The organism is Aequorivita sublithincola DSM 14238 (assembly GCF_000265385.1).
Taxonomy (GTDB): domain Bacteria; phylum Bacteroidota; class Bacteroidia; order Flavobacteriales; family Flavobacteriaceae; genus Aequorivita; species Aequorivita sublithincola.
In genome coordinates, this window is the sequence record NC_018013.1 from 2,573,894 (window position 1) to 2,596,368 (window position 22,475).

The 22,475-nt window shown below is 36.8% G+C and carries 23 protein-coding genes; 20 read left to right on the forward strand and 3 right to left on the reverse strand.

The features are described from left to right. Nucleotides 1-30: 30 nt before the first annotated feature. The 12 genes from AEQSU_RS11800 (at nt 31) to AEQSU_RS11855 (ending at nt 12,880) form a co-directional block, all read left to right on the forward strand. Entirely contained in the window at nt 31-1,602 is a 1,572-nt protein-coding gene (locus AEQSU_RS11800; RefSeq protein WP_042492465.1) for an SDR family NAD(P)-dependent oxidoreductase, read from the forward strand. Nucleotides 1,603-1,657: 55 nt separating this feature from the next. Beyond that, a complete protein-coding gene (locus AEQSU_RS11805) occupies nt 1,658-1,888 on the forward strand; it encodes a VF530 family protein (protein WP_014783089.1) in 231 nt (76 codons plus the stop codon). A 203-nt stretch (nt 1,889-2,091) separates the two neighbouring features. Beyond that, the gene (locus tag AEQSU_RS11810) at nt 2,092-3,645 is read left to right on the forward strand and encodes a DEAD/DEAH box helicase (protein WP_014783090.1); all 1,554 of its coding nucleotides are present in this window, start codon (nt 2,092-2,094) and stop codon (nt 3,643-3,645) included. A gap of 235 nt (nt 3,646-3,880) precedes the next feature. Continuing rightward, nucleotides 3,881-5,113, forward strand: a complete 1,233-nt coding sequence (locus AEQSU_RS11815; protein ID WP_014783091.1) for a peptidoglycan-binding domain-containing protein — start codon at nt 3,881-3,883, stop codon at nt 5,111-5,113. Between the two features lie 86 nt (nt 5,114-5,199). Beyond that, a complete protein-coding gene (locus AEQSU_RS11820) occupies nt 5,200-6,543 on the forward strand; it encodes a DEAD/DEAH box helicase (protein WP_014783092.1) in 1,344 nt (447 codons plus the stop codon). Nucleotides 6,544-6,579: 36 nt separating this feature from the next. After that, on the forward strand, nt 6,580-7,485 hold the full coding sequence (locus AEQSU_RS11825) for a ribonuclease Z (RefSeq protein ID WP_014783093.1): 906 nt from the start codon (nt 6,580-6,582) through the stop codon (nt 7,483-7,485). Between the two features lie 155 nt (nt 7,486-7,640). Beyond that, complete coding sequence (gene pdxH / locus AEQSU_RS11830; protein WP_014783094.1) at nt 7,641-8,285, forward strand: pyridoxamine 5'-phosphate oxidase; 645 nt, start codon at nt 7,641-7,643, stop codon at nt 8,283-8,285. Nucleotides 8,286-8,346: 61 nt separating this feature from the next. After that, on the forward strand, nt 8,347-8,832 hold the full coding sequence (locus tag AEQSU_RS11835; protein WP_014783095.1) for a SixA phosphatase family protein: 486 nt from the start codon (nt 8,347-8,349) through the stop codon (nt 8,830-8,832). Beyond that, on the forward strand, nt 8,832-10,928 hold the full coding sequence (ppk1, locus tag AEQSU_RS11840; protein WP_014783096.1) for a polyphosphate kinase 1: 2,097 nt from the start codon (nt 8,832-8,834) through the stop codon (nt 10,926-10,928). Before AEQSU_RS11835 ends, ppk1 begins: the two co-directional genes overlap by 1 nt. A 1-nt stretch (nt 10,929) precedes the next feature. Then, nucleotides 10,930-11,841 carry a Ppx/GppA phosphatase family protein gene (locus tag AEQSU_RS11845; protein ID WP_014783097.1) on the forward strand — a complete coding sequence of 304 codons (912 nt, stop codon included), beginning with the start codon at nt 10,930-10,932 and terminating at the stop codon, nt 11,839-11,841. A 251-nt stretch (nt 11,842-12,092) separates the two neighbouring features. Further along, complete coding sequence (locus AEQSU_RS11850) at nt 12,093-12,557, forward strand: DinB family protein (RefSeq protein ID WP_014783098.1); 465 nt, start codon at nt 12,093-12,095, stop codon at nt 12,555-12,557. Nucleotides 12,558-12,565: 8 nt separating this feature from the next. Further along, complete coding sequence (locus tag AEQSU_RS11855; RefSeq protein WP_014783099.1) at nt 12,566-12,880, forward strand: DUF6122 family protein; 315 nt, start codon at nt 12,566-12,568, stop codon at nt 12,878-12,880. A gap of 92 nt (nt 12,881-12,972) precedes the next feature. On the opposite strand, the gene rlmH is transcribed toward AEQSU_RS11855, so the two are convergent. Then, nucleotides 12,973-13,446 carry a 23S rRNA (pseudouridine(1915)-N(3))-methyltransferase RlmH gene (gene rlmH, locus AEQSU_RS11860; protein ID WP_014783100.1) on the reverse strand — a complete coding sequence of 158 codons (474 nt, stop codon included), beginning with the start codon at nt 13,444-13,446 and terminating at the stop codon, nt 12,973-12,975. A gap of 97 nt (nt 13,447-13,543) precedes the next feature. On the opposite strand from rlmH, the gene nadC reads away from it, so the two are divergent. The 4 genes from nadC (at nt 13,544) to priA (ending at nt 18,350) form a co-directional block, all read left to right on the forward strand. Next, nucleotides 13,544-14,404, forward strand: a complete 861-nt coding sequence (nadC, locus tag AEQSU_RS11865; protein WP_014783101.1) for a carboxylating nicotinate-nucleotide diphosphorylase — start codon at nt 13,544-13,546, stop codon at nt 14,402-14,404. Continuing rightward, nucleotides 14,401-15,318 carry a YihY/virulence factor BrkB family protein gene (locus tag AEQSU_RS11870; protein WP_014783102.1) on the forward strand — a complete coding sequence of 306 codons (918 nt, stop codon included), beginning with the start codon at nt 14,401-14,403 and terminating at the stop codon, nt 15,316-15,318. Before nadC ends, AEQSU_RS11870 begins: the two co-directional genes overlap by 4 nt. 17 nt (nt 15,319-15,335) lie before the next feature. Continuing rightward, nucleotides 15,336-15,764, forward strand: a complete 429-nt coding sequence (locus AEQSU_RS11875) for a DUF2147 domain-containing protein (protein WP_014783103.1) — start codon at nt 15,336-15,338, stop codon at nt 15,762-15,764. A 135-nt stretch (nt 15,765-15,899) separates the two neighbouring features. Then, on the forward strand, nt 15,900-18,350 hold the full coding sequence (priA, locus tag AEQSU_RS11880; protein ID WP_014783104.1) for a replication restart helicase PriA: 2,451 nt from the start codon (nt 15,900-15,902) through the stop codon (nt 18,348-18,350). On the opposite strand, the gene AEQSU_RS11885 is transcribed toward priA, so the two are convergent. Further along, nucleotides 18,347-19,060: a LytR/AlgR family response regulator transcription factor gene (locus AEQSU_RS11885; protein WP_014783105.1), complete on the reverse strand. Its 714-nt coding sequence runs from the start codon at nt 19,058-19,060 to the stop codon at nt 18,347-18,349. The two genes, priA and AEQSU_RS11885, sit on opposite strands and share 4 nt — an antisense overlap. A 213-nt stretch (nt 19,061-19,273) precedes the next feature. On the opposite strand from AEQSU_RS11885, the gene rpsF reads away from it, so the two are divergent. From rpsF to AEQSU_RS11905, 4 genes are all read left to right on the forward strand, one after another. After that, nucleotides 19,274-19,612: a 30S ribosomal protein S6 gene (gene rpsF, locus AEQSU_RS11890; protein WP_014783106.1), complete on the forward strand. Its 339-nt coding sequence runs from the start codon at nt 19,274-19,276 to the stop codon at nt 19,610-19,612. 3 nt (nt 19,613-19,615) lie between these two features. After that, nucleotides 19,616-19,912, forward strand: a complete 297-nt coding sequence (gene rpsR / locus AEQSU_RS11895) for a 30S ribosomal protein S18 (protein WP_014783107.1) — start codon at nt 19,616-19,618, stop codon at nt 19,910-19,912. Nucleotides 19,913-19,928: 16 nt separating this feature from the next. After that, complete coding sequence (rplI, locus tag AEQSU_RS11900; RefSeq protein WP_014783108.1) at nt 19,929-20,471, forward strand: 50S ribosomal protein L9; 543 nt, start codon at nt 19,929-19,931, stop codon at nt 20,469-20,471. Nucleotides 20,472-20,617: 146 nt separating this feature from the next. Then, entirely contained in the window at nt 20,618-21,091 is a 474-nt protein-coding gene (locus AEQSU_RS11905) for a DUF6495 family protein (protein WP_014783109.1), read from the forward strand. A 118-nt stretch (nt 21,092-21,209) separates the two neighbouring features. Here AEQSU_RS11905 and AEQSU_RS11910 read toward each other — a convergent pair whose 3' ends face one another. Then, nucleotides 21,210-22,451: an ABC transporter permease gene (locus AEQSU_RS11910; RefSeq protein WP_014783110.1), complete on the reverse strand. Its 1,242-nt coding sequence runs from the start codon at nt 22,449-22,451 to the stop codon at nt 21,210-21,212. Between the last annotated feature and the right edge of the window lie 24 nt (nt 22,452-22,475).

The window sequence follows — 22,475 nt, forward strand, 5'->3', positions numbered from 1 at the left end:
TCTGAAAAAGAAACTTCAAAGAAGGAAGAAATGGAGAATCTGAACAAAACTGTGTCGATAGATGAAGCCCACCAAGAAATTAGCGCTGAAGAAATAGCGAAGTGTATCGCCATTCTTGAACATCTAAACAACAATACAGACCATATTTTTGAAATACCAAAAAACCAGCGCACCGCTTTAATAAAAGCTTCAGGCCAATTTTCGCGACCAAATCGTGAAGAGTTTTCCCGAAGAAAAAAGGATGCCAAAAAAGCTAAAAAACGCAAGCAAGCCAATAAAGACAGAACCGCTAGAAAAGAAACTGGCATCAGAAGCGCTAGAGAAAACGTGGTGTTCGTAGCTCCAAAACTATTACAAGTAGCAGATTTGTCTTCAGAAGAAATGCAAGAGTTAGAAACCCCACGCAATTGCTACGTCTGCAAAACGCTATTTACTAAAATGCATCATTTTTATGATACAATGTGTACGGAATGTGGTGATTTTAACTACGCAAAACGTTTTCAAACTACTGATTTAACTGGCCAAGTTGCTGTAATGACTGGTTCTCGCCTAAAAATCGGATATCATATTTCACTAATGTTGCTTAGGGCGGGAGCGACTGTTGTGGCTACTACAAGGTTTCCGGCAGACTCTGCTTACCGTTTTGCGCAAGAAGAAGATTTCCATCAATGGGAAGATCGCTTGAAAATTCACGGTTTAGATCTTCGCCATATTCCGAGTGTTGAAATTTTCTGCAACTACATTGAGCAAAAATATGAAAACCTCGACATCCTCATCAACAACGCCGCACAAACCGTTCGCAGACCCGCAGGTTTTTACCAACATTTAATGGCGAAAGAGGAAATGCCTTTTGAAGAGCATCCGCAATTCGTAAAACATTTGTTGCACGATCACATGAATTGCTTGCAAGAACTAAAAACCCTAACCGCGGATATTGGCAAAAACCCAAACAAAAATCTTCCAGTTACTTGGCACGGTTCTGAACCTGGAATTGGAATACGCGCTTCAGCGAAACTTTCGCAGATTCCATATAGTTTTGACAATTCTTTAAGTGCGAAAGAAGTGTTCCCCGAAGGAAAATTAGATGCAGATTTACAACAAGTAGATCTCAGAAAAACAAATAGTTGGCGTTTAAGGCTTGGTGAAATTGAGACTACTGAAATGATTGAAGTTCAGTTAGTAAATTCAATCGCGCCATTTGTTCTTTGCAATCGTTTAGGCGAAATTATGAAGAAGGAAAACACAGGTAAAAAACACATTATAAACGTTTCGGCAATGGAAGGAAAGTTCCATCGTTTTTTTAAGGAAGACCGTCATCCGCATACCAATATGGCCAAAGCTGCGCTAAACATGTTGACACATACAGCCGCAGGAAGTTTAGCCAAAGAAGGGATTTATATAAACGCCGTGGATACAGGTTGGGTGACTGATGAAGATCCCGTAGAACTAGCAAAGCGCAAAATGGAACTACACGATTTTCAACCGCCATTGGATATTGTTGATGGCGCCGCTCGTGTTATGGATCCATTGATTGATGGTATAAATACGGGAAAACATTGGAGCGGTAAGTTTTTGAAGGATTATAGACCGATTGATTGGTAGGTTTTTTTTAGAAGAAAGAAGAGAGAATAAAGAGAAAAGACTTTAAAGTTAAATTATGAACAACGAACAACCCAACAACCCACTACATGGAATAAAACTAGCAGATATTCTGGAATATATTGTGGAATATTACGGATGGGAAACTTTGGGAGAAAAAATTAAAATCAATTCCTTTAACAGCAATCCTTCCATAAAATCGAGCCTTACTTTTCTTCGGAAAACACCTTGGGCACGTGAAAAAGTGGAACAACTTTATTTGAAAACAAAATCAAAACAAAACCCATAAAACAAACCCGCTGCGCCCTTTGTGTATCCCGATAGCTATCGGGATTGTGCCCTTTGTAGTTAAAATCCAGAACTTTTCATCGTTTTCGAGATATACAACACATTAAAAGTTAAAGTTTTTTCCAAAATAAATAAATCAGCCAATTCTTCGTCCAAAACCTAGAAAAGGACGTAGTTTTGCAAACCTACACAAATGGGGATTTTATGGCTGAGATTCAAGACGCAATTCAAGAGAAAAAGACTGACAAAGAACTATATAGCTACCAAAAAGGCGCTATTGACATCATATTTGACAAGTTTGAAACTGCTCCCGATGATTTTCATTTACTATATCAACTCCCAACTGGTGGTGGAAAAACGGTTATTTTTTCTGAAATAGTTCGCCAATATCTTAGAAACCACAACAAAAAAGTACTTGTAATGACCCACCGCGTGGAACTTTGCAAGCAAACTTCAGATATGCTTACCAGTTTTGGCGTGGTGAACAAAGTGGTTAACAGCACTGCAAACCTTGCCGATCAAGCCAAATATAGCTGCTTTGTGGCGATGGTTGAAACTTTGAACAATCGTTTGAACGACGATAAGTTGGATATTTCAGACATTGGTTTGGTTATTATTGATGAAGCGCATTACAATTCTTTCACCAAACTTTTCAAATTCTTCGAAAAATCGTTCATTCTTGGAGTTACTGCAACACCATTAAGCTCCAACCGAAACCTTCCTATGAAGGATAATTACCAAGAATTGATTGTTGGCGAAAGCATAGAATCGTTGATTGAAAACGAATTTTTGGCGGAAGTTGAAGTTTTCCAATATAATATGGGTCTTACTTCCCTGGAAATTGGTTCCAATGGCGATTATACCGTAAAATCTTCTGATGATCTATATTCCGCAGTTGGAATGTTGGATCAATTGTATCAGGCCTATTTGAATCATTCAAAAGGAAAGAAAACCTTGATTTTCAACAATGGTATAAACACTTCCATTCAAGTGTATTATCATTTAAAAGCCGAAGGTTTGCCCGTAGCACATTTGGACAATACCGCAACAAAAAAGCAACGGAAACAGATTTTGAAATGGTTTCGCGAAACGCCAGATGCAATTTTAACCTCGGTAAGTATCCTAACTACTGGTTTTGACGAACCTACCATAGATACCATAATCCTAAACAGAGCAACCCGTTCCTTAACGCTCTACTTCCAAATGATTGGTCGTGGTTCACGAATTTTGAACAACAAATCTAGATTCTCGGTTATCGATCTTGGTAACAACTATCAACGTTTTGGTCCTTGGGAAGCACCGCTAGATTGGCAGGCAATTTTCCGTTCGCCAGACTATTATATGGATCGCCTAATTAGCGATGATGAGTTGGAAAGTAATTTCCGTTATGAAATGCCTGAAGAGCTTCGGGCTGAATTTTCAAAAAGTAAAGAAGTGTTTTTTAATATAAAAACTACTTATCAAGATGCAACTTTTAAAGGTGAATCTTCAAAAGTAGTTTTGGAGCGTTCCATTGCGCAACACGCTTACATTTGTGTAGAAAATAGCGAAGATGTTTATGACGCTTTAGGTCTGGCAAAAATGTTGGGTGACGACATAGATTACCGTATTGAAAGGTACTCACAATGCATCAGCAAAAGCACCCACAACTTTATAAGTTGGCTAAAAGATGATTACCGACTAAAACTTCGCAGTTATCTACGTGATAACTTTGATACTGTTTTTGAAGAAATTAATGGTTTTCCACCAGAAGATTAATTTTATTTTCAGCTTAGAGAATCAATTTTTTAAATTTTAATACTTACATTTATAGTTGAATACTTTGTCTATAACAAAATAACTTTCAGAAGTTGAAAGTGTTTTGTTTGTAAAACTTAGTTTTTATCCTCACTAGATTATCCTCATTATTAGTATTCGTTTAATCGAATTTATTTATGCTAAAGCTTCTAGGCTAGGCATTATTTATATTTAATTTAACTTAAAACGAATAATTATGAGCACTCTTTTTCTTGGAAGTTGCGACACGGGCAAAGTTCCCGCAGATCGCAAAAGATTTTTATCACCTTATCACAAAGATGGATTAACAGCAAACGCCGTTTCCTTTCGCGATGATGACCGAACCACTTGGCGTTCCTTTAGAGAAGGAACGACAAAAGAAGTAGCGGAACTTCAGCAATTTCTTTATAAAGCAGGCTTTATGCCAAGAGGTGTAATTGATGGAATTTTTGATTATGTAACCCAAGCCGCGGCTAGATTGTTTCAAGAGTATATCCGTACCATGGATCCAGAGGGCGATAAAACAATGGTGCCAGACGGTATTGTGGGTAACGGAACGATGCAACATGTGCAGCGCTGGAAAAGCCAAGGCAAAGTTGCAGATTGGGGCAAAGCGGCTATAAACCCTTCTAAAGAATACAATGATTGGATAAAGCTTCTCAATGAATCCAAAGCGCATTACATAAGTAATCCAGGACCTATTATGCAGGCTGTAAACAGCTTGAACAAAACCTATTCAACCGTTAAAGCGAAGGATTGGAATGTTTCTACAGATGAAGTTCACTTAATTGGAATCCGTCGAAAACAAGACAATGCAGCTGCCGTTTCTCGTGCAAATGATGACTTTTTTGTTCTTCTCGTTAACGGAATGGTTTTTAAGTTTTGGGGCTCTACAGATCCCAATAAGAAAATGGTAAGTGTTTCAAATGCTCCATCTTTAGTTGAAGGACAACATAAATACAGATTCGGTTGGCATAAAGTTTCCGTGGAAACGAAGATTTATCGTGCCCTAAAACCGTATGATCCTTCCGGAGTAATCATCCTTCGCGACTTGAATAAGGATAGTTCCATGACAGCTGCAGATCTTGTAAGAGGAAGCAATAGTCTAGAAGTAAATAATAGCATCAACATTCACTGGTCTGGAGTTGGATCGTCCAATTGGTCTGCAGGTTGCCAAGTTATTGCAGGTAAAAATTACATCAACAGCCGCGATGAATTGGTAGATTGTTCCAAATTCGCATCTTCGGCATATAGCCAATTAAACAGTAATTCCAAAATGACCAAAGGAGCCTACAACGTACTTGCAGATTTGATAGTTTGCTATTCAAAAGCAGGAATAGATCACGTTTATTACACTTTGGGTCGCGAAGAATCACTAAATCTTGATGCCAACTTTGGAGCAAATTATGCAATAAATGCCTTAAAAAAGATGAATCCTAGCGTAATTTGAGTTTGAGACGGGCTTTCAAAAGTCAATAAATCTATATTAGTGAATTATTTGCGCTTGAAAGCCTATTTTTGCAGCAAATAGAAGATATGGAATCATTTGACGAGCTTAACATTTCCAAACAACTGCAATACGCCGTTGCCGATTTAGGTTTTGAAAAACCTACGCCCATACAGGCGCAGTCGTTTTCGGTAATTATGTCTGGAACAGATATGGTTGGGATTGCCCAAACGGGAACTGGAAAGACATTTGCCTATATGCTTCCAATTCTTCAGGATTTGAAGTTTTCAAAGCAAGTCCATCCGCGCGTTATGGTTTTGGTGCCAACGCGCGAATTAGTGCTGCAAGTAGTTGAAGAGATTGAAAAGTTCGGAAAATATTCGTCCATTCGTGTTGTGGGTATTTATGGTGGCACAAACATCAACAATCAAAAAGAAGCCGTTGCACAAGGAACCGACATACTTGTAGCAACTCCAGGGCGTTTGTATGATCTGATTATTAGCCGCGCCATTCAGTTGAAATCTATCAAAAAAGTGGTGATAGATGAAGTAGATGTAATGCTCGATCTGGGTTTCCGTTTTCAGCTCACAAACATTTTAGAACTGCTTCCTACAAAACGACAAAACATTATGTTTTCCGCAACAATGACGGATGATGTTAATGTTTTTATCCACGATTTTTTTATTGCTCCAGCCACGGTTTCGGTTGCAGTTAGTGGAACACCTTTGGAAAATATTTCACAATTTGCGTATGCTGTTCCCAATTTTTATACTAAAGCAAATCTTTTAAAAGAGCTTCTTCAGAATGAAGACGACTTCAAAAAAGTGCTCGTTTTTGTTCCAAATAAAAAACACGCCGATTTACTTTTTGATATTCTAGATGAATTTTTTGGAAGTGAAGTAGCCGTTATCCATTCAAACAAAACCCAGAATTATAGAATTCGTTCCATAGAAAATTTCAATGCCGAAAAAACACGCATTCTTGTAACTACAGATGTTATGGCGCGTGGATTGGATTTAGATCGAATAAGTCACGTAATAAATTACGACACGCCAAATTTTCCCGAAAACTATATGCACCGCATTGGTAGAACGGGAAGAGCGGAGCAGGAGGGAACTTCAATTCTGTTTTATACTGAAAAAGAAGCCGAAGCCAAAGAAGCTATTGAAGCCTTGATGGATCTAAAACTTGAAGAACTTGCTTTTCCAATAGAAGTTGAAATTTCTAAAGAATTAACTTTTGAAGAGCAACCTCAAGTTATAGAAATCAACAATCCTGGCAATGTTGATGAAGTTGGTCCAGCCTTTCACGACAAGAAAGAAAAAAACAGAAAGGAAAATCAAGGTGGCTCTTACAAACGCATTATAAAGCAGAAATACAAAAAGCCAAAAACCCGCGGCGACAAGAATTATAACAAAAAGAAGAAGAGATAATTGAAATGAACCGCCAAATTTTTAAATCTTAAATTTTTGAAATTAACAATTTTAGGCTGTCACGCTGCAACGCCAACCGCTTCAACCCATCCAACTTCACAGGTTTTGGAAATGAAGGGACATCTTTTTTTGATAGATTGTGGAGAGGGCACACAGGTTCAATTGCGGAAATGTAAAGTAAAGTTTTCGCGCATCAAACACATTTTTATTTCACATTTGCACGGCGATCATTTTTTTGGGTTGGTGGGTTTAATTTCTACTTTTTTACTTTTGGGAAGAGAAGCAGAACTTCACGTTTACGGACCTAAAGGTATAAAGGAAGCTATTTTACTACTTCTAAAACTTGGAAAAGCATACACCAATTATCCGCTCTATTTTCATGAGTTAACGGAAAATACGCCACAGATTATTTTTGAAGATGATAAAGTTTCAGTAGAAACTATTCCGTTGGATCACAGAGTTTATACCAACGGGTTTCTTTTCAAAGAAAAGCCAGATGATCGTAAACTGAATGTTGAAGCCGCTCGCGATCTCAACATAGATATGAGTTATTACAACAAAATAAAACAAGGTTTTGATGTTGAAAATAAAGCTGGCAAGTTAATTTCCAACAGCGAAATCACTTTTGATCCACCGCCACCAAAATCCTATGCTTTTTGCAGTGACACGGCCTACAATCCTACAATGGTTCCACAACTTGAGGGCACTACGGTTTTGTACCACGAATCTACTTTTTTGGAGGAACACTATAATCTCTGCGAAAAAACAAAACACAGTACAGCCAAAGAAGCTGCCGCAATCGCTAAAAAAGCAAATGTTGAAACCTTAATTCTTGGCCATTATTCAAGCCGCTATGGCAATTTGGAACTCTTCAGAAAAGAAGCCCAAGAAATATTTGAAAATGTGGAATTAGCCGAAGACGGAAAAATATTTTCTTTCTGAAGGTTTACTTATAATTAAATTCCACCGCCAACTTTTGGTTTTTTCGACTAACCAGATATTTAGGCTTAAGTCATTCTGAAAATTTAATAGATATTTAATGTTACACTGTTTTAAACAAGTATTAAAACTGCTAACTTGCAATTCAATTTTAGATTATGGACGAAAATCTTGAATCATACCGTAAATCCTACGAAAAAGGAATACTTTCAGAAGAAACCGTGGCTGAAAACCCGATGCAACAATTTCGCACTTGGTTTTTTGAAGTGAAAGATAATGGCGGGGTTGATGAGGTAAATGCAATGACTATTTCCACAATCGGCACTGATGGTTTTCCGAAAGGAAGAGTAGTGCTGCTGAAAAAATATGACGAATACGGTTTTTATTTTTACACTAATTACACTAGTGAAAAAGGGAAATCTTTGGCGAATAATAACAAAGTTTCGTTGTCATTTTTTTGGCCAAATATGGAACGGCAAATTATTATAAAGGGAAGTGCTGAGAAAACATCTGAAGCAGATTCTACAAACTATTTTCATTCAAGACCGAAGGGAAGTCAGTTGGGCGCTTCGGTTTCCCATCAAAGTAGCGTAGTAGAATCACGCGAATTTTTAGAAAAAAATCTTGCAGAACTCGAAAAGAAATATGAAAACCAAGAAGTACCAAAACCAAAAGAATGGGGCGGTTTTCTTGTAAAACCAGTGTCTATTGAATTCTGGCAAGGCAGACCAAACCGTTTGCACGACAGGATTCGTTATACTTTAAATAATGACGATTGGGTAATTGAACGTTTAGCTCCTTAACCTTTAAATACACCGAAACTAGGAACTATAAACCAGAAATTAGAAACCAGAAACCTTTTTTATGAAAACACTATATTTAGTAAGACACGCAAAATCATCTTGGAAACACGATGTAGACGACCATAAACGTCCGTTGAAGGAGAGAGGAGAAAAAGACGGTCGGTTGGTTTCAAAAAAAGTTAATGAAGAAATCGAACCACCACAAAAAATTATAAGCAGCGATGCAACCCGTGCGTTTTCAACAGCGCAGTTTTTTAAAGATGCTTTGAAAATTAGTGATTCAAATTTTGAAACAAATCACGATCTCTATGATTTTAGCGGTCAAAACGCCTTACGAATCATAAAGTCTCTTGAACATGATTTAGATACCATAATGATTGTTGGTCACAACCACGCTTTTACTTCTATTGCAAATATGCTTGGAAACCGCTATATTGAAAACGTTCCAACCTGCGGCTTTGTGATGTTGCAGTTCGACGAAGAAAAATGGAGCACAATAACTACGGGCAAAACCGTTAAAACAATTTTCCCACGGGATCTTAAATAATGACTGAAAAAGTTGTCACACAAAATTACGTTCGTAATCAGTACAATAACAGGGAATTAAGCTGGCTTCAGTTTAATGCCCGAGTTTTGCAGGAAGCGAATGATAAAAAAATACCTTTGCTGGAACGACTTCGTTTTTTGGGTATTTTTTCAAACAATCTGGACGAATTTTTTAAAGTGCGCTATGCCACAATCAGGCGCATCGTGGAAGCCGGAAAAGCGGGTCGTAACTTTCTTGGAGGTATTTCTGCAAAAGATCTTTTAGAGGAAATAACCCAAACTGTAATAGACCAACAAGCTCACAGTTTGAACATTTTGAGCGATATTCAAAAGGAACTTCGGAAGGAGAACATCTTCATTATTAACGAAGCAGAAATTTCTCCGATACAGAGCAAATTTATTTCAGAATATTTTGCCAGGTTCGTAAGTCCCGCCATGATGACCATTATGATTGGGGAATTAGATGAATTTCCAAACCTCCGAGACAGCGCCGCATACCTTGCTATAACTATGGAAATGAGTAAGGATGACGATACTTTTGAAACAAAACATAATTACGCCCTTATAGAAATTCCACGTACCATAGATCGGTTTGTGGTGCTTCCACAGGAAGGCAATAAGCAGTATGTTATTATTCTAGACGATCTTATTCGTCATTGTTTACACAGTATTTTCAGCATTTTTAAATATGAAAGCATTTCTGCACATATGATAAAAATTACTCGCGACGCAGAGTTGGATATTGATAGTGATTTAAGTAAAAGTTTTATTGATAAAATTTCTAAAAGTGTAAAAAATAGAAGCTCGGGCGATCCTGTTCGTTTTGTTTATGACAAAAGCATCGACAAAAAAACGCTTCAATTTCTGTTGAACAAAATGGGCATAGACAAAACCGATAGTCTTATTCCCGGAGGCCGTTACCACAACCGCCGCGATTACATGAATTTTCCGCGCTTAGGAAGACCAGATCTTCAATATGAGCGCACGGAACCTTTGCCAATTCCCGGTTTGAGTCCTCAAGGAAGTTTGTTTGAAAAAATTATTGAGAAGGATTATTTGTTGCACGCTCCCTACCAAACATTTATGTATGTGGTGAAATTTTTAAGGGAAGCCGCGCTAGATCCAAAGGTGAAATCTATCAAAATTACGATTTACCGCTTGGCGGAAGTATCTAATATTGCTAGTTCGCTGATAAATGCGAAGAAGAATGGAAAAGACGTTACCGTTCAGATAGAACTTCAAGCTCGTTTTGACGAAGAGGCGAACATACGATATGCAGAATTGCTTCAAAGTGAAGATGTCCGTCTTATTTTTGGCGTAAAAGGTCTGAAAGTACACTGCAAAACTTGCGTTGTAGAAAGATTGGAAAACGACAAATTGGTGCGATACGGAATTATAAGCACTGGTAATTTCAATGAGTCAACTGCGCGACTTTACACAGATTACACCCTTTTCACTGCCGACCAAAGGATTTGTAAGGAGCTAAACAAGGTGTTTGATTTTTTTGAGGTGAATTATCAAGTAAAAAAATACAATCATTTAATAGTTTCGCCACACTACACCCGAAAAGCTCTATATCATTTAATAGATACGGAGATAAAGAATAAAAAAGCAGGTTTGCCCAACGGAATTAAACTTAAACTGAACAGTCTGTCCGATTTTAAAATGATTGACAAACTTTATGATGCCAGCCGAGCAGGAGTAAAAATAAAAATGATTGTTCGCGGCATTTGTTGTTTAATTCCTGGAGTGAAAGGAATGAGCGAGAACATTGAAGCCATCAGTATTGTCGGAAAATTTTTAGAGCATCCGCGACTTTTCATTTTTGAAAATGCTGGCGATACAAAGGTGTATATTTCTTCCGCAGATTTTATGGGAAGAAATCTTGATAACCGAGTAGAAATTACCTGTCCTATTTATGATGAAACCATAAAACAGGAAATTCTTGAAAACTTTGGAATAGGATGGAGCGATAACGTGAAGGCACGTGTTTTCAGCATAAAAAAGGATAATGCTTATTTGAAAAACAACAAGCCGCCAGTGCGTTCACAATTTAAAATGTATGATTATTATTTAAATAAACTTGAAGTAAACTGATTTGTTAAACATTGAAAAATACGGAGCGGTAGATATTGGTAGTAATGCCATTCGGCTACTTGTGGTTACTGTAATTGAGCAAAAGGGAAAAGACACACTTTTCAAAAAAACCTCTTTGGTTCGGGTTCCAATACGTTTGGGTGCCGAAGTTTTTCTTGAAGGAAGAATTTCTGATAAGAATGCAAAACGTATGATGGATGCTATGCTTGCCTTTAGGCTTTTAATGAAAACCCACGGAATTAAGCGTTTTCGAGCATGTGCCACTTCGGCGATGCGAGAAGCTTCCAACGGACCTGAAATTGCAGAAAATATAGAAAAGTCAACAGGAATCTCAATTAATATTATTGATGGCGAAGATGAAGCTGCAATAATTGCTTCCACAGATTTAAAGACTTTAATTCAAGACGATAAAGTGTTTCTATATGTAGATGTTGGTGGCGGTAGCACGGAGCTTACAATCTTTGCAAATGGTAAAAATATTACTTCCCAAAGTTTTAAATTAGGAACTGTTCGTTTATTGGAAAACCGTGTAGATGAAGACATCTGGAACCAAATGGAAACTTGGATTAAAAAAGAAACAAAAGAATTTCACAGAATTTCATTAATCGGAAGTGGTGGAAACATAAATACAATCTACAAAAAGAGCGGCAAGAAAATAGGCAAGCCGTTGAGTTATTTATATCTATCGTCATATTACGAACAACTAAAATCCCTTTCTTTTGAAGAACGAATCACCGAAATGGATATGAACCCAGACCGTGCAGATGTTGTGATTCCCGCCACCCGCATCTATCTTTCAGCAATGAAATGGAGTAAGTCTAAAAATGTATATGTTCCGAAAATTGGGTTAAGTGATGGAATAATTAGAAGTCTTTACAACGAGAAAATTGCTGCGGAAATGGAGGTTAAATAATAGCCTAAAAATTTTCTAAATTTGACTTAGGACGATAAGACATAGGATGTAAGACTAAATAACGAGTGCCAAATACTTTATATTATATCTTTTTTTCGAAAGAGAATTAGTCCTATGTCCTACGTCCTTTCGTCTTAAGTCAAATCTATTCATATACTTTCTTATTCTGCAAAGCATCATTTCAACAGTTCTGAAAACTTAGACTTTTCCATCTTGGAAATTGTTATATTTGAAGTAACAATAACCTCCCAATGAACGAAGCCCACCGAATACAGGCCCTTTTCACAGATTTATACCACGGCCATCCGTGGCTAGACGTAACTTTACAAGACACCTTAAGCCGCATTACGCCAGAACTTGCCGCCCAACACCCCATTAAAGATGGAAACACCATTTGGGAAATAGTAAACCACATAATCGCTTGGCGCGAAGATGTGCTAAAACGTGTTCAAGGTGAAGTGCTCCAAAACCCAACAAACAACTACATTGAAAAGATAAATGACCCATCTCATGAAGCTTGGCAACAAACCCTTGAAGCCTTAGAAACCTCTCAAAAAGAATGGTTGTATTTCCTAAACACTTTCAATGAGGCCGATTTCATCAATGAATATCCTGTAAATAAACTCACTTATTACCAGCATATCCACGGTGTTATTCAACATGACTCTTATCATTTAGGACAGATAGTGCTTTTGGCAAAAATGGTTAAATCTTAAACCTATCTATGCTCCAAACTTTGGTTCATTATAGCCTGCATTTTTTGGTTCCTGGGCTTATTGCATTTATATTCTTCAGAAAAGAGTGGAAAAAAGCTTGGCTTATTATGCTTGCAACTATGTTAGTAGATTTAGATCACCTCGTTGCAAGTCCAATTTTTGACGCAAATCGTTGCAGTATTAACTTTCACCCGTTGCATACCTATTGGGCGATGGCGGTTTACACAGTCTTATTATTTTTCAAAAAAACCAGAATCATCGCAGTAGGTCTGTTATTTCACTTGTTTACTGACTATTTAGATTGCGAGTTATTCAAAATCTAGAGAAACAAACCATTTAGCTCTGTGTTCTCTGTGCCTCTGTTGTTTTTTATCACCACAAAGGCACAGAGTACACAGAGATGAATCCCGAATCCCTATCTATGATGATAAGGCTCATTTCTGAGAATCGTAAAGCCTCTATAAAGCTGTTCAATAAAGAAAAGCCGAACCATTTGATGCGAAAAAGTCATTGACGAAAGTGAAACTTTTCCATTAGCGCGTTCATAAACAGTTTCGCTAAAGCCATAAGGTCCGCCAATTATGAAGATGAGGTTTTTCAAACCGCTATTCATTCTCTTCTGAAGAAACTCCGAGAAGCCTTCCGAAGTGAACGTTCTTCCCTTTTCATCAAGTAAAATCAGAACATCTGCTGTAGTAGTTCGCTTTAAAATTTCTTCGCCTTCCGCTTGTTTTTGAAGGGTTTCAGAAAGATTTTTAGCATTCTTAATATCTGGAATCACTTCTAATTCAAAAGAAATATAAAACCCCAATCGCTTGGTGTAATCATCCATCAAGGATTGCAATTGCTTATTATCGGTTTTGCCAATGGCGAGTAGTGTGATTTTCATATTTCAAAAGTAATAGATTTTTAAGGTTTTTACATAACTGCGCACTGAAACTGAATACTGCCAACTCTTTTTGTATTTTAGCTGAAATTTCCGCGCAATGATTTCAGAAAAACAATTCAACAAAGAAATAGACATCATCCTCGCTAACGCGATTAGAGAAGATGTGGGCGATGGCGATCACAGTTCCCTCGCTTGCATACCAGAAGACGCCCGAGGAACAGCAAAACTTTTGGTAAAAGACGAAGGTATTATTGCTGGAATTGAGTTTGCCAAGCTAGTTTTTGAATATGTAGATCCAGGTCTTGAGCTTGACATTAAAATAAAAGACGGCAGCCCGGTAAAGTATGGAGACATCTGTTTTTACGTTTCGGGTCTTTCGCAATCTATATTAAAATCTGAACGATTGGTGCTAAATGCAATGCAGCGTATGAGTGCCATTGCCACTAAAACGCATCAATACGTGAAATTATTGGAAGGTACCAACACCAAAATTCTAGACACCCGCAAAACCACACCTGGGATCCGTGCGTTGGAAAAGTGGGCCGTAAAAATCGGTGGCGGCGAAAACCATCGTTTTGCCCTTTACGATATGATTATGTTGAAGGATAATCACATAGACTTCTGTGGCGGAATTACCAAAGCCGTTGAAAAAACAAAGCGCTATCTAGAAAATAATCTATTAGACCTTAAAATTATTGTTGAAGCCAGAAACCTCGATGAAATCGAAGAAATTCTAAAAACCGATGGTGTTTACAGAATCTTGATAGATAACTTTAATTATGAAGATACGCGTAAAGCCGTAAAAATGATAAACGGTAAATGTCTTACCGAATCAAGTGGAGGTATCACTATAGAAACCGCCAGAAAATATGCAGAATGTGGCGTGGATTATATTTCTAGCGGCGCGTTAACACATTCGGTTTACAATATGGATCTTAGCCTAAAAGCTGTTAAATGAGCGACGAAGAAGAAAAGGAAATCAATATCCCAGTCATTAGGGATTTAATAAGGCTTAGCAAAAAAATAAAACTTCCCGGTTTGGGTGAGTTTTCGCTTTATCATTTGCTAGAAATTTATGGCACAGGAATTTTGAAAGGAACTTTTTCCTTTCGCGCCAGTGCCATTGCCTATAGTTTTTTTCTTGCGCTGTTTCCGTTTCTTCTTTTTCTACTAAACTTAATTCCATACATTCCTATTGATGGATTTCAGACGCGTTTTTTAATTTTTATTGAGGCGCTACTTCCCGCCCAAACTACGCAATTCTTTTATCCTATAATCGCAGATATAGCTGTAAACCCGCGAGCGGGTTTATTGTCTGTCGTTTTTTTTCTATCACTATTTCTATCTGCCAACGGTGTAAATGCTATTTTCAGTGGATTTGAATATTCCTATCACGTAAAAATAAACAGAACTTTTTTTAGACAATATTTTGTAGCATTAGCTGTTTCCATTTTCGTGGCATTGTTGTTGTTAACTTCAGTTGGGGTCATCCTTTATGGAGAATTTGTTATTCACGATCTTCAGTCCAGAGCTTATATTGACAATGATTTATTCTGGATTTCGTTCTTTCAATTTATTGTTTTTTTAGTAATGATTTACGTGGTTATTGCCACATTTTATTATTTCGGCACTAAGGAAGGAAAGTCATCCAGCTTTTTTTCAATCGGGGCGGTAACAACTACAGTTTTGTTTTTACTTACTACCTATTTTTTTGGGGTCTATATAAATAACTTTTCAAATTATAACGAGTTATACGGCTCTATTGGTGCACTATTAATTTTGATGTTATATATTTGGATAAACTCAAACCTCTTGCTGCTAGGTTTTGAATTGAACATCTCAATAAAGCGGCTTAAAGAAAAATGTAATTAAACCTTAACTTATTAACTATGAAAAAAATACTTTTAACTATCTCCCTAGTAGCCTTAACCGTTATGACGGCTGTAGCCCAAGACGTAACCGGAAAATGGAAAACCATAGATGACGAAACTGGCGAAGCAAAGTCAGTTGTTGAAATCTATAAAGAAAACGGAAAAATTTACGGTAAAGTAGTAGAGATTTTTGATGCTTCAAAACGTGATAGAACCTGTACTGAATGTTCTGGAAGTGATAAAAACAAATCAATTATGGGTCTTGTAATTATTAAAGGCCTTGAAAAAGATGGCGATGAATACAATGACGGAACCATTACAGACCCAACAAATGGAAAAGTTTATAAATGCTACATAGAACTGGACGGCCCTAATACATTGGACGTTCGCGGCTATATTGGTTTTTCACTTTTAGGAAGAACACAAACTTGGAAGCGCGTTAATTAAAAAGAAAATATTAAAAATAGTATCTTTAGGCCACCAATTTCGGTGGCCTTTTTTATTGTGAATAAAATAAAACTTTGGTTGAAAAATCATAACTATAAACTCATAACTCATAACTCATAACCCATAACTCAGAAAGTGTACTTCATAGACGTCATTCTACCAATTCCTTTAAAGCAAACCTTCACCTATAGCGTGAACAAGGATGAAGCAGCCTTTTTAAAACCTGGGATGCGCGTGGCTATTCCGTTTGGAAAATCGAAGGTTTACACAGGAATCGTCTTTCAAGTTCACGACTTGCCACCAGTGGGTTACGAAACTAAATCCATAGACCATATTTTAGATGAAACGCCCATCATCACAAGCCAACAATTAAATCATTGGGAATGGATTGCCAAATATTACATGTGTTCTTTAGGCGAAGTGATTAAAGCAGCCCTTCCAAGTGCATTTTTGCTAGAAAGCGAAACAATAATAAAACTTTCATCCGAAAAGGAAAGTGATGAAAGTAGCTTGACTGACGAAGAATTCCTTGTTTTTGAAGCGCTTCAGCACCAATCTTCACTTCACATTAATGACGTACGTTCCATTCTTGATAAAAAGAATGTAGTTTCTGTAATTCAGAAGTTAATAGAAAAAGGAATCGTAACCGTTGAAGAAACCGTTTACGAGCAATACACGCCAAAACTAAAACGCTACATAAAACTTTCACAGCAATATACTTCAGAAGAAAACCTTCGAGAACTACTAGAAACATTAACACGTGCGCCAAAACAGCGTGACGTACTTATGAATCTTTTTATGCTGAATAGTCAGACTAAAAAGCCTATCAGTTCCACAGAACTTCAAAAAAAGAGTGAAGCGTCCGCAGCAACTTTGAAATCACTTATAGATAAAGGTATTTTGGAAGAATATTTCATTCAGCACGATCGGGTGGAGTTTTCTGGCGAAGCTTCTTCAGAAATAAAAACCTTGAATGAAGCACAGACAAAGGCTTACGAAGAAATAAAAATTTCCTTTGCTGAAAAAGATGTGGTTCTGCTTCACGGCGTAACTTCCAGCGGAAAAACCGAAATATATGTTCGCCTCATTGAAAAAATGATCGCTTCAGGCAAGCAGGTTTTATATATGTTGCCGGAAATTGCCTTAACAACCCAATTGATTAGCCGACTTCAAAAATATTTCGGCGAAAAAATCTCTGTTTATCACTCCAAATTTTCTGTAAATGAAAGAGTTGAGGTTTGGAAAAACGTGCTTGCTGAAAAAGCGAAAGCACAAATAGTTATTGGCGCGCGTTCGTCATTATTTCTTCCTTTTAAAAATCTCGGATTTATTATTGTAGATGAAGAGCACGAACCGAGTTTTAAACAATACAGCCCATCGCCACGATACAATGCTCGCGATAGTGCTATTGTTTTAGCAAACTTGCATAATGCAAAGCTGCTAATGGGTTCTGCAACGCCTTCCTTAGAAAGTTATCACAACGCAAAAACCGGAAAATTTGGGTTAGTTACTTTAAAAAAACGCTTCGGAAACGTAATGATGCCAGAAATTGAGTTGGTAGATATAAAGGAGAAAGGACGCAAAAAACAAATGACTGGACATTTCAGCGATCGCTTGCTGGAGGAAATGTACGAGGTTTTAAGGAATGGCGAACAAATTATTCTTTTTCAAAATAGAAGAGGTTTCTCACCCGTTGTGGAATGTACAACCTGCGGCGTATCGCCCCAATGTCCAAACTGTGATGTTAGTCTGACCTTCCATCAACACAAAAACCAGTTGCGCTGTCATTACTGCGGATACAATATGGCAATGATGCAAAGCTGTATTGCTTGTGGCAGTGAAACTCTGGACACCAAAGGGTTCGGGACTGAGCAGATTGAAACAGAATTGAAATCACTGTTTCCAAACCAAAAAATTGCCCGAATGGATCAAGACACTACAAAAGGCAAACATTCATATTCAAAACTTATTGATGCTTTAGAAAACGAAGAGATAGATATTTTGGTAGGAACACAAATGCTCGCCAAAGGTTTGGATTTTAGAAACATCAGCTTAGTAGGCGTTATGAATGCGGACAATCTTCTAAATTTCCCTGATTTTAGGGCACACGAGCGTAGTTTTCAATTGTTGCAACAAGTGTCGGGTAGGGCAGGACGTACCAAAAAACGTGGTAAGGTTTTAATACAAACCTACAATCCGTATCACCAAATCTTGAAACAAGTGAGCGTTAATGATTATGAAGAAATGTATAAGGAACAGCTGGAAGAACGCTACAATTATAAATATCCACCATTTTACAAAACGATAAAAATTATTTTTAAGGATAAGAATTTAAATCGAGTTCAAAAGGCTTCAACTTGGTTTGGACAAGCTTTGGAAATGCAGTTCAAAGAAAATATTCTAGGTCCAGAACCGCCGCCCATTGGTAGAATAAAAAATAAATATATTATTAATCTGCTAATAAAGATTCCTAAAAAACAATCTTTAGATAAAACAAAACGGTATATAGAAAACGTACAGCGCAGTTTTAATGCCATTAAAGAATTTTCAAGTGTTCGTGTAAATTTAGATGTGGATAATTATTAGACGTTTTGGGATGCAGCCAAAGCCTCAGATAAATCGGTTTTTCTATTACGGCTCAAGGGAAGTTTGTCCCCACCTAATTCAATTGTCTTACTGTCATAGCGACTCACTTTTTCCAAATTTACAATATAGGATTTGTGAATTCTAATAAATCTATCCGCTGGCAGTAGAGATTCAAATGCTTTCATGGTAGAAAGTACTACAAGAGAATCGTATTCGGTTACAAGTTTCACATAATCGCCTAAAGCTTCCACATATTTAAGCTCACTTAGAAAAACTTTTCGTTTTTTTAGATTACTTTTCACAAAAATGAAGTCATCCTCGTCAAAGCTATCGTTGTCTTTTAACTTATAATTGGTTATAGCTTTGTGAACAGCATTCACAAAACGATCCTTAGAAATTGGTTTGCATAAATAGTCTACCGCGTCATATTCAAATGCTTTAAAGGCATATTTGGTTTGTCCTGTAACAAAAATAATTTGTGAGCTTCTGTTAATATCATCCAAAAAGTCAAAACCAGACTGGATTGGCATTTCTACATCTAGAAAAATTAAATCTATTTTCTGGGAAGTTAAGCCCATTTTGGCCTCAATAGCGTTTTTATATTCTCCAACAAGTTGAAGAGCAGGGTGTAAATTAATCAGCCTGACTATGGAAAGTCGTTGGAGCGCAGAATCATCGACAATTACACATTTCAGAATTGTTTTTTCCACAATATTAGATTTATAGATTAAACAATGATATAAAAATAATCGATGAAATGCAATTATTTATACTTTAATCGATGGAATTAGATAATATTATCTTAAATATTTAAATTTGAAGTATACTTACATTTCGGTTTGTTAATACGAAATAAAGTATTATTTTTGCACCCTCTTTGGCACAAGGCCAAGAGTTTAATCATTAATTTTAATAGATTTTTTATGAATCATTACGAAACTGTTTTCATCTTAAATCCCGTTTTATCTGAAGATCAGATAAAGGAAACAGTAAAGAAATACGAAGATTTTCTTGTTTCTAAAGGTGCTAAGATGATATCCAAAGAAAATTGGGGCTTGAAAAAACTTGCATACCCAATTCAAAACAAAAAAAGTGGTTTTTATCACTTGTTCGAGTACACTGTAGAAGGTGATACCGTTCATGAACTTGAAACTGAGTTTAAAAGGGACGAACGTTTCATGCGTTACCTTTCAGTGAGCCTTGACAAGCACGCAATTGCTTGGGCAGAAAAAAGAAGAAACCGAACAAAAAAATCAGCTTAAATTATGGCAACATTACAACAACAAGCAAAAGGAAAAAAAGACGGAGAGATCAGATATCTTACTCCGCTTAACATAGAGACCAACAAGACCAAGAAATATTGCATGTTCAAAAGGTCTGGTATTAAGTATGTTGACTATAAAGATGCAGATTTCTTATTGAGATTTGTAAATGAGCAAGGTAAAATTCTTCCAAGAAGACTTACTGGAACTTCTTTAAAATATCAAAGAAAAGTAGCCGTTGCAGTTAAAAGAGCACGCCATTTGGCACTTATGCCTTACGTAGCCGATTTATTAAAATAAAAAACCAGAAACTATTATGGAACTTATATTAAAGAAAGACGTAGAAAATCTGGGATTTGCAGATGATCTTGTATCCGTGAAAAACGGTTTCGGAAGAAACTTTTTGATACCACAAGGGCATGCTGTTCTTGCAACTCCTTCAGCTAAAAAAGTATTGGCTGAAACTTTGAAGCAACGCGCTTTTAAAGAAAAGAAGGTGGTTGACGCTGCTAATAAAGAAGCAGAAAAATTGAATGGACTTGAAGTAAAAATCACTGCCAAAACAGGCGAAGGTGATAAATTATTTGGTTCTGTAACGAATGGAGATCTTGCGGAAGCCCTTGAAAAAGAAGGCGTTTCTATCGAGAAAAAGTATATCATTATTGCTGGTGGCGCCATTAAGCGTACTGGTCCTTATGATGCTACAATCCGTTTCCACAGAGATGTGGTAAGCAATTTTACTTTTGAAGTGATTGCTGAAGCTAAGCCAGAAAGCAAATCTAAAGCCGTGGCTAAACCTGAGGTGAAAGAGGAAGTTAAAGTCGAAACTCAAGAAGCAGATACAACGGAAGAAAATTAATTAATACGATTAATTGTAATAAAACCTTTCCCGTTTTCGGGAAGGGTTTTTTGTTTTAAGCTAAGAAACAGAAAACAATTCCCGCCCAAGCTTATTGACTGAAGAACGATTAACAATTAACAGATAACCCAGAACAGACAGCTGCTATGAAATACGCCAGACTAACAAAAGAACAATTTGAAGAACTGCACCAGGAATTTATAAACTTTCTTGCAACGCAATCCATAACAGGTGAGGAATGGAAAAAACTAAAAGCTGAAAAACCCGAAGTAGCGGAACAAGAATTGGATATTTTCAGCGATCTTATTTGGGAAGGAGTTTTGAATAAAGTAAGCTATTTGGAACATATTTCTCCCAAGCAATTAATGCTTTTCCATATTTCAGAAGCCTTTATGGAACTCATCGCCATAAAAGTTGAAGATGATAATGTGGATATTACAACGGCTTATGGCTACAAATGGCTTCAACAAAACTTACACGACGATACGGTAAGTCTTTACACTTCCACAAAAGCGATAAAGGATGATCGCAATATTGATGTTTTTGCTATAATTCAGCAAGGATCCCTTATTACTAAAGGGGAACTTTATACTTATTTTAGTGAACTACTTAAGGATTAAATTCCAAATTTCAAGCACCACATTTCAAATAAAATATCAAATCTGAAAAATTCAGAAACCAAACTTTTGATTTTTGATTTTTTTGGAATTTGGGACTTATGATTTGAGATTTCCCTATCTATTCGTATCTCAAACTCTCAATAGGATCTAACCCTGCCGCTTTTGAAGCAGGATAAGAACCTGCAATTATCGCAACAATAAAAGTGATTATGGTAGCCCAAATCATTGCCGTCCATGGCAATGTAAAGTCAAATTCGAAAGCTTTTGCGAAACCAAAACCGGTAAGCACGCCTAGAATAATTCCTAAAATACTTCCAAACTGGCCAATAACAATAGTTTCAATAAAAAACTGAGTTGAAATTGTAGAACGTTTTGCACCTAGCGCTTTCCGAACTCCAATTTCACGTGTACGTTCGCTTACTGAAACTAACATAATGTTCATCAGGGCAATGGAAGAGCCTAGAATCGTGATGATACTTATAATCCACGCAGCAACTTCTAAGTATTGCGTTATGGATGCGATACGGTTTATTAAATCCTCACTGCGCTCAATCCCGAAGTTATTTTTTTCCACAGGATTCAAACCGCGAATATTTCGAAACGTAATAATAGCCTCGTCTTGCGCGGCTTCCATCATTTGTTTATCACCTACTTTAATACTTATGTTGTAGTTTATATTGGGTTCAGTATAGATTCCGCGTGCTACTTGAACTGGGATGAGCACTTTTAAATCTTGGTTGTTTCCAAATGTAGAGCCTTTCGATTCCAACAAACCAACAACCTTAAATTTTACTCCGCGAATACTGATTGTTTTGTTGATTGGACTTTCATTTTTAAATATATTTTTCACAAAATCTGAACCAATCAAACATACCTTATTGTTATTTTGAATATCGAAAATGGTGAAATTTCTTCCTTGTTCAATTTCCGTTCCCGTGTTTTCCAAATAATTTTCGTTTACGCCATAAACTTGTACTTCCGGATCTGTTTTTTCGGAGCCGTATTTTACTTCGGCAACGGAAGTTCCACGAAAAGAAAGAGAGGTTTTGGTTGAAGGAAATTCATATTTTGCCAAAAATTCACGTACATTATTATAGCTAATTACTGGGTTTATTTTTTCCTTTTCGCCACTATTGTTCGTTTGAACGGTAAATTCATATTGCTGAATATTAAACGTATTGGCGCCCATCGAAGCAAAATTCCCAGAGATAGTAGTCTCCAAAGCCTTCACAGCACTCAAAATGCCAACTAGCGCCCAAATACCAATCCCAATAATTACAATAGTTAAGATGGTCCTCAGTAACTGACTTTTAATAGAATCCAGTGCTATACGGACATTTTCCCAGAAAAGTGAAAACATATTTTTAGTTTGTGTTTCTCATTA

Bases quoted from the DNA above. Each gene is read 5' to 3' on its own strand.
- rplI (WP_014783108.1), top strand. From the start codon at position 19,929: ATGGAACTTATATTAAAGAAAGACGTAGAAAATCTGGGATTTGCAGAT.
- rlmH (WP_014783100.1), bottom strand. From the start codon at position 13,446: ATGAAAATCACACTACTCGCCATTGGCAAAACCGATAATAAGCAATTG.
- AEQSU_RS11805 (WP_014783089.1), top strand. From the start codon at position 1,658: ATGAACAACGAACAACCCAACAACCCACTACATGGAATAAAACTAGCA.
- AEQSU_RS11855 (WP_014783099.1), top strand. From the start codon at position 12,566: ATGCTCCAAACTTTGGTTCATTATAGCCTGCATTTTTTGGTTCCTGGG.
- AEQSU_RS11905 (WP_014783109.1), top strand. From the start codon at position 20,618: ATGAAATACGCCAGACTAACAAAAGAACAATTTGAAGAACTGCACCAG.
- AEQSU_RS11810 (WP_014783090.1), top strand. From the start codon at position 2,092: ATGGCTGAGATTCAAGACGCAATTCAAGAGAAAAAGACTGACAAAGAA.
- rpsR (WP_014783107.1), top strand. From the start codon at position 19,616: ATGGCAACATTACAACAACAAGCAAAAGGAAAAAAAGACGGAGAGATC.
- rpsF (WP_014783106.1), top strand. From the start codon at position 19,274: ATGAATCATTACGAAACTGTTTTCATCTTAAATCCCGTTTTATCTGAA.
- AEQSU_RS11870 (WP_014783102.1), top strand. From the start codon at position 14,401: ATGAGCGACGAAGAAGAAAAGGAAATCAATATCCCAGTCATTAGGGAT.
- nadC (WP_014783101.1), top strand. From the start codon at position 13,544: ATGATTTCAGAAAAACAATTCAACAAAGAAATAGACATCATCCTCGCT.
- AEQSU_RS11815 (WP_014783091.1), top strand. From the start codon at position 3,881: ATGAGCACTCTTTTTCTTGGAAGTTGCGACACGGGCAAAGTTCCCGCA.
- AEQSU_RS11850 (WP_014783098.1), top strand. From the start codon at position 12,093: ATGAACGAAGCCCACCGAATACAGGCCCTTTTCACAGATTTATACCAC.
- AEQSU_RS11820 (WP_014783092.1), top strand. From the start codon at position 5,200: ATGGAATCATTTGACGAGCTTAACATTTCCAAACAACTGCAATACGCC.
- pdxH (WP_014783094.1), top strand. From the start codon at position 7,641: ATGGACGAAAATCTTGAATCATACCGTAAATCCTACGAAAAAGGAATA.
- ppk1 (WP_014783096.1), top strand. From the start codon at position 8,832: ATGACTGAAAAAGTTGTCACACAAAATTACGTTCGTAATCAGTACAAT.
- AEQSU_RS11875 (WP_014783103.1), top strand. From the start codon at position 15,336: ATGAAAAAAATACTTTTAACTATCTCCCTAGTAGCCTTAACCGTTATG.
- AEQSU_RS11800 (WP_042492465.1), top strand. From the start codon at position 31: ATGGAGAATCTGAACAAAACTGTGTCGATAGATGAAGCCCACCAAGAA.
- AEQSU_RS11835 (WP_014783095.1), top strand. From the start codon at position 8,347: ATGAAAACACTATATTTAGTAAGACACGCAAAATCATCTTGGAAACAC.
- AEQSU_RS11910 (WP_014783110.1), bottom strand. From the start codon at position 22,451: ATGTTTTCACTTTTCTGGGAAAATGTCCGTATAGCACTGGATTCTATT.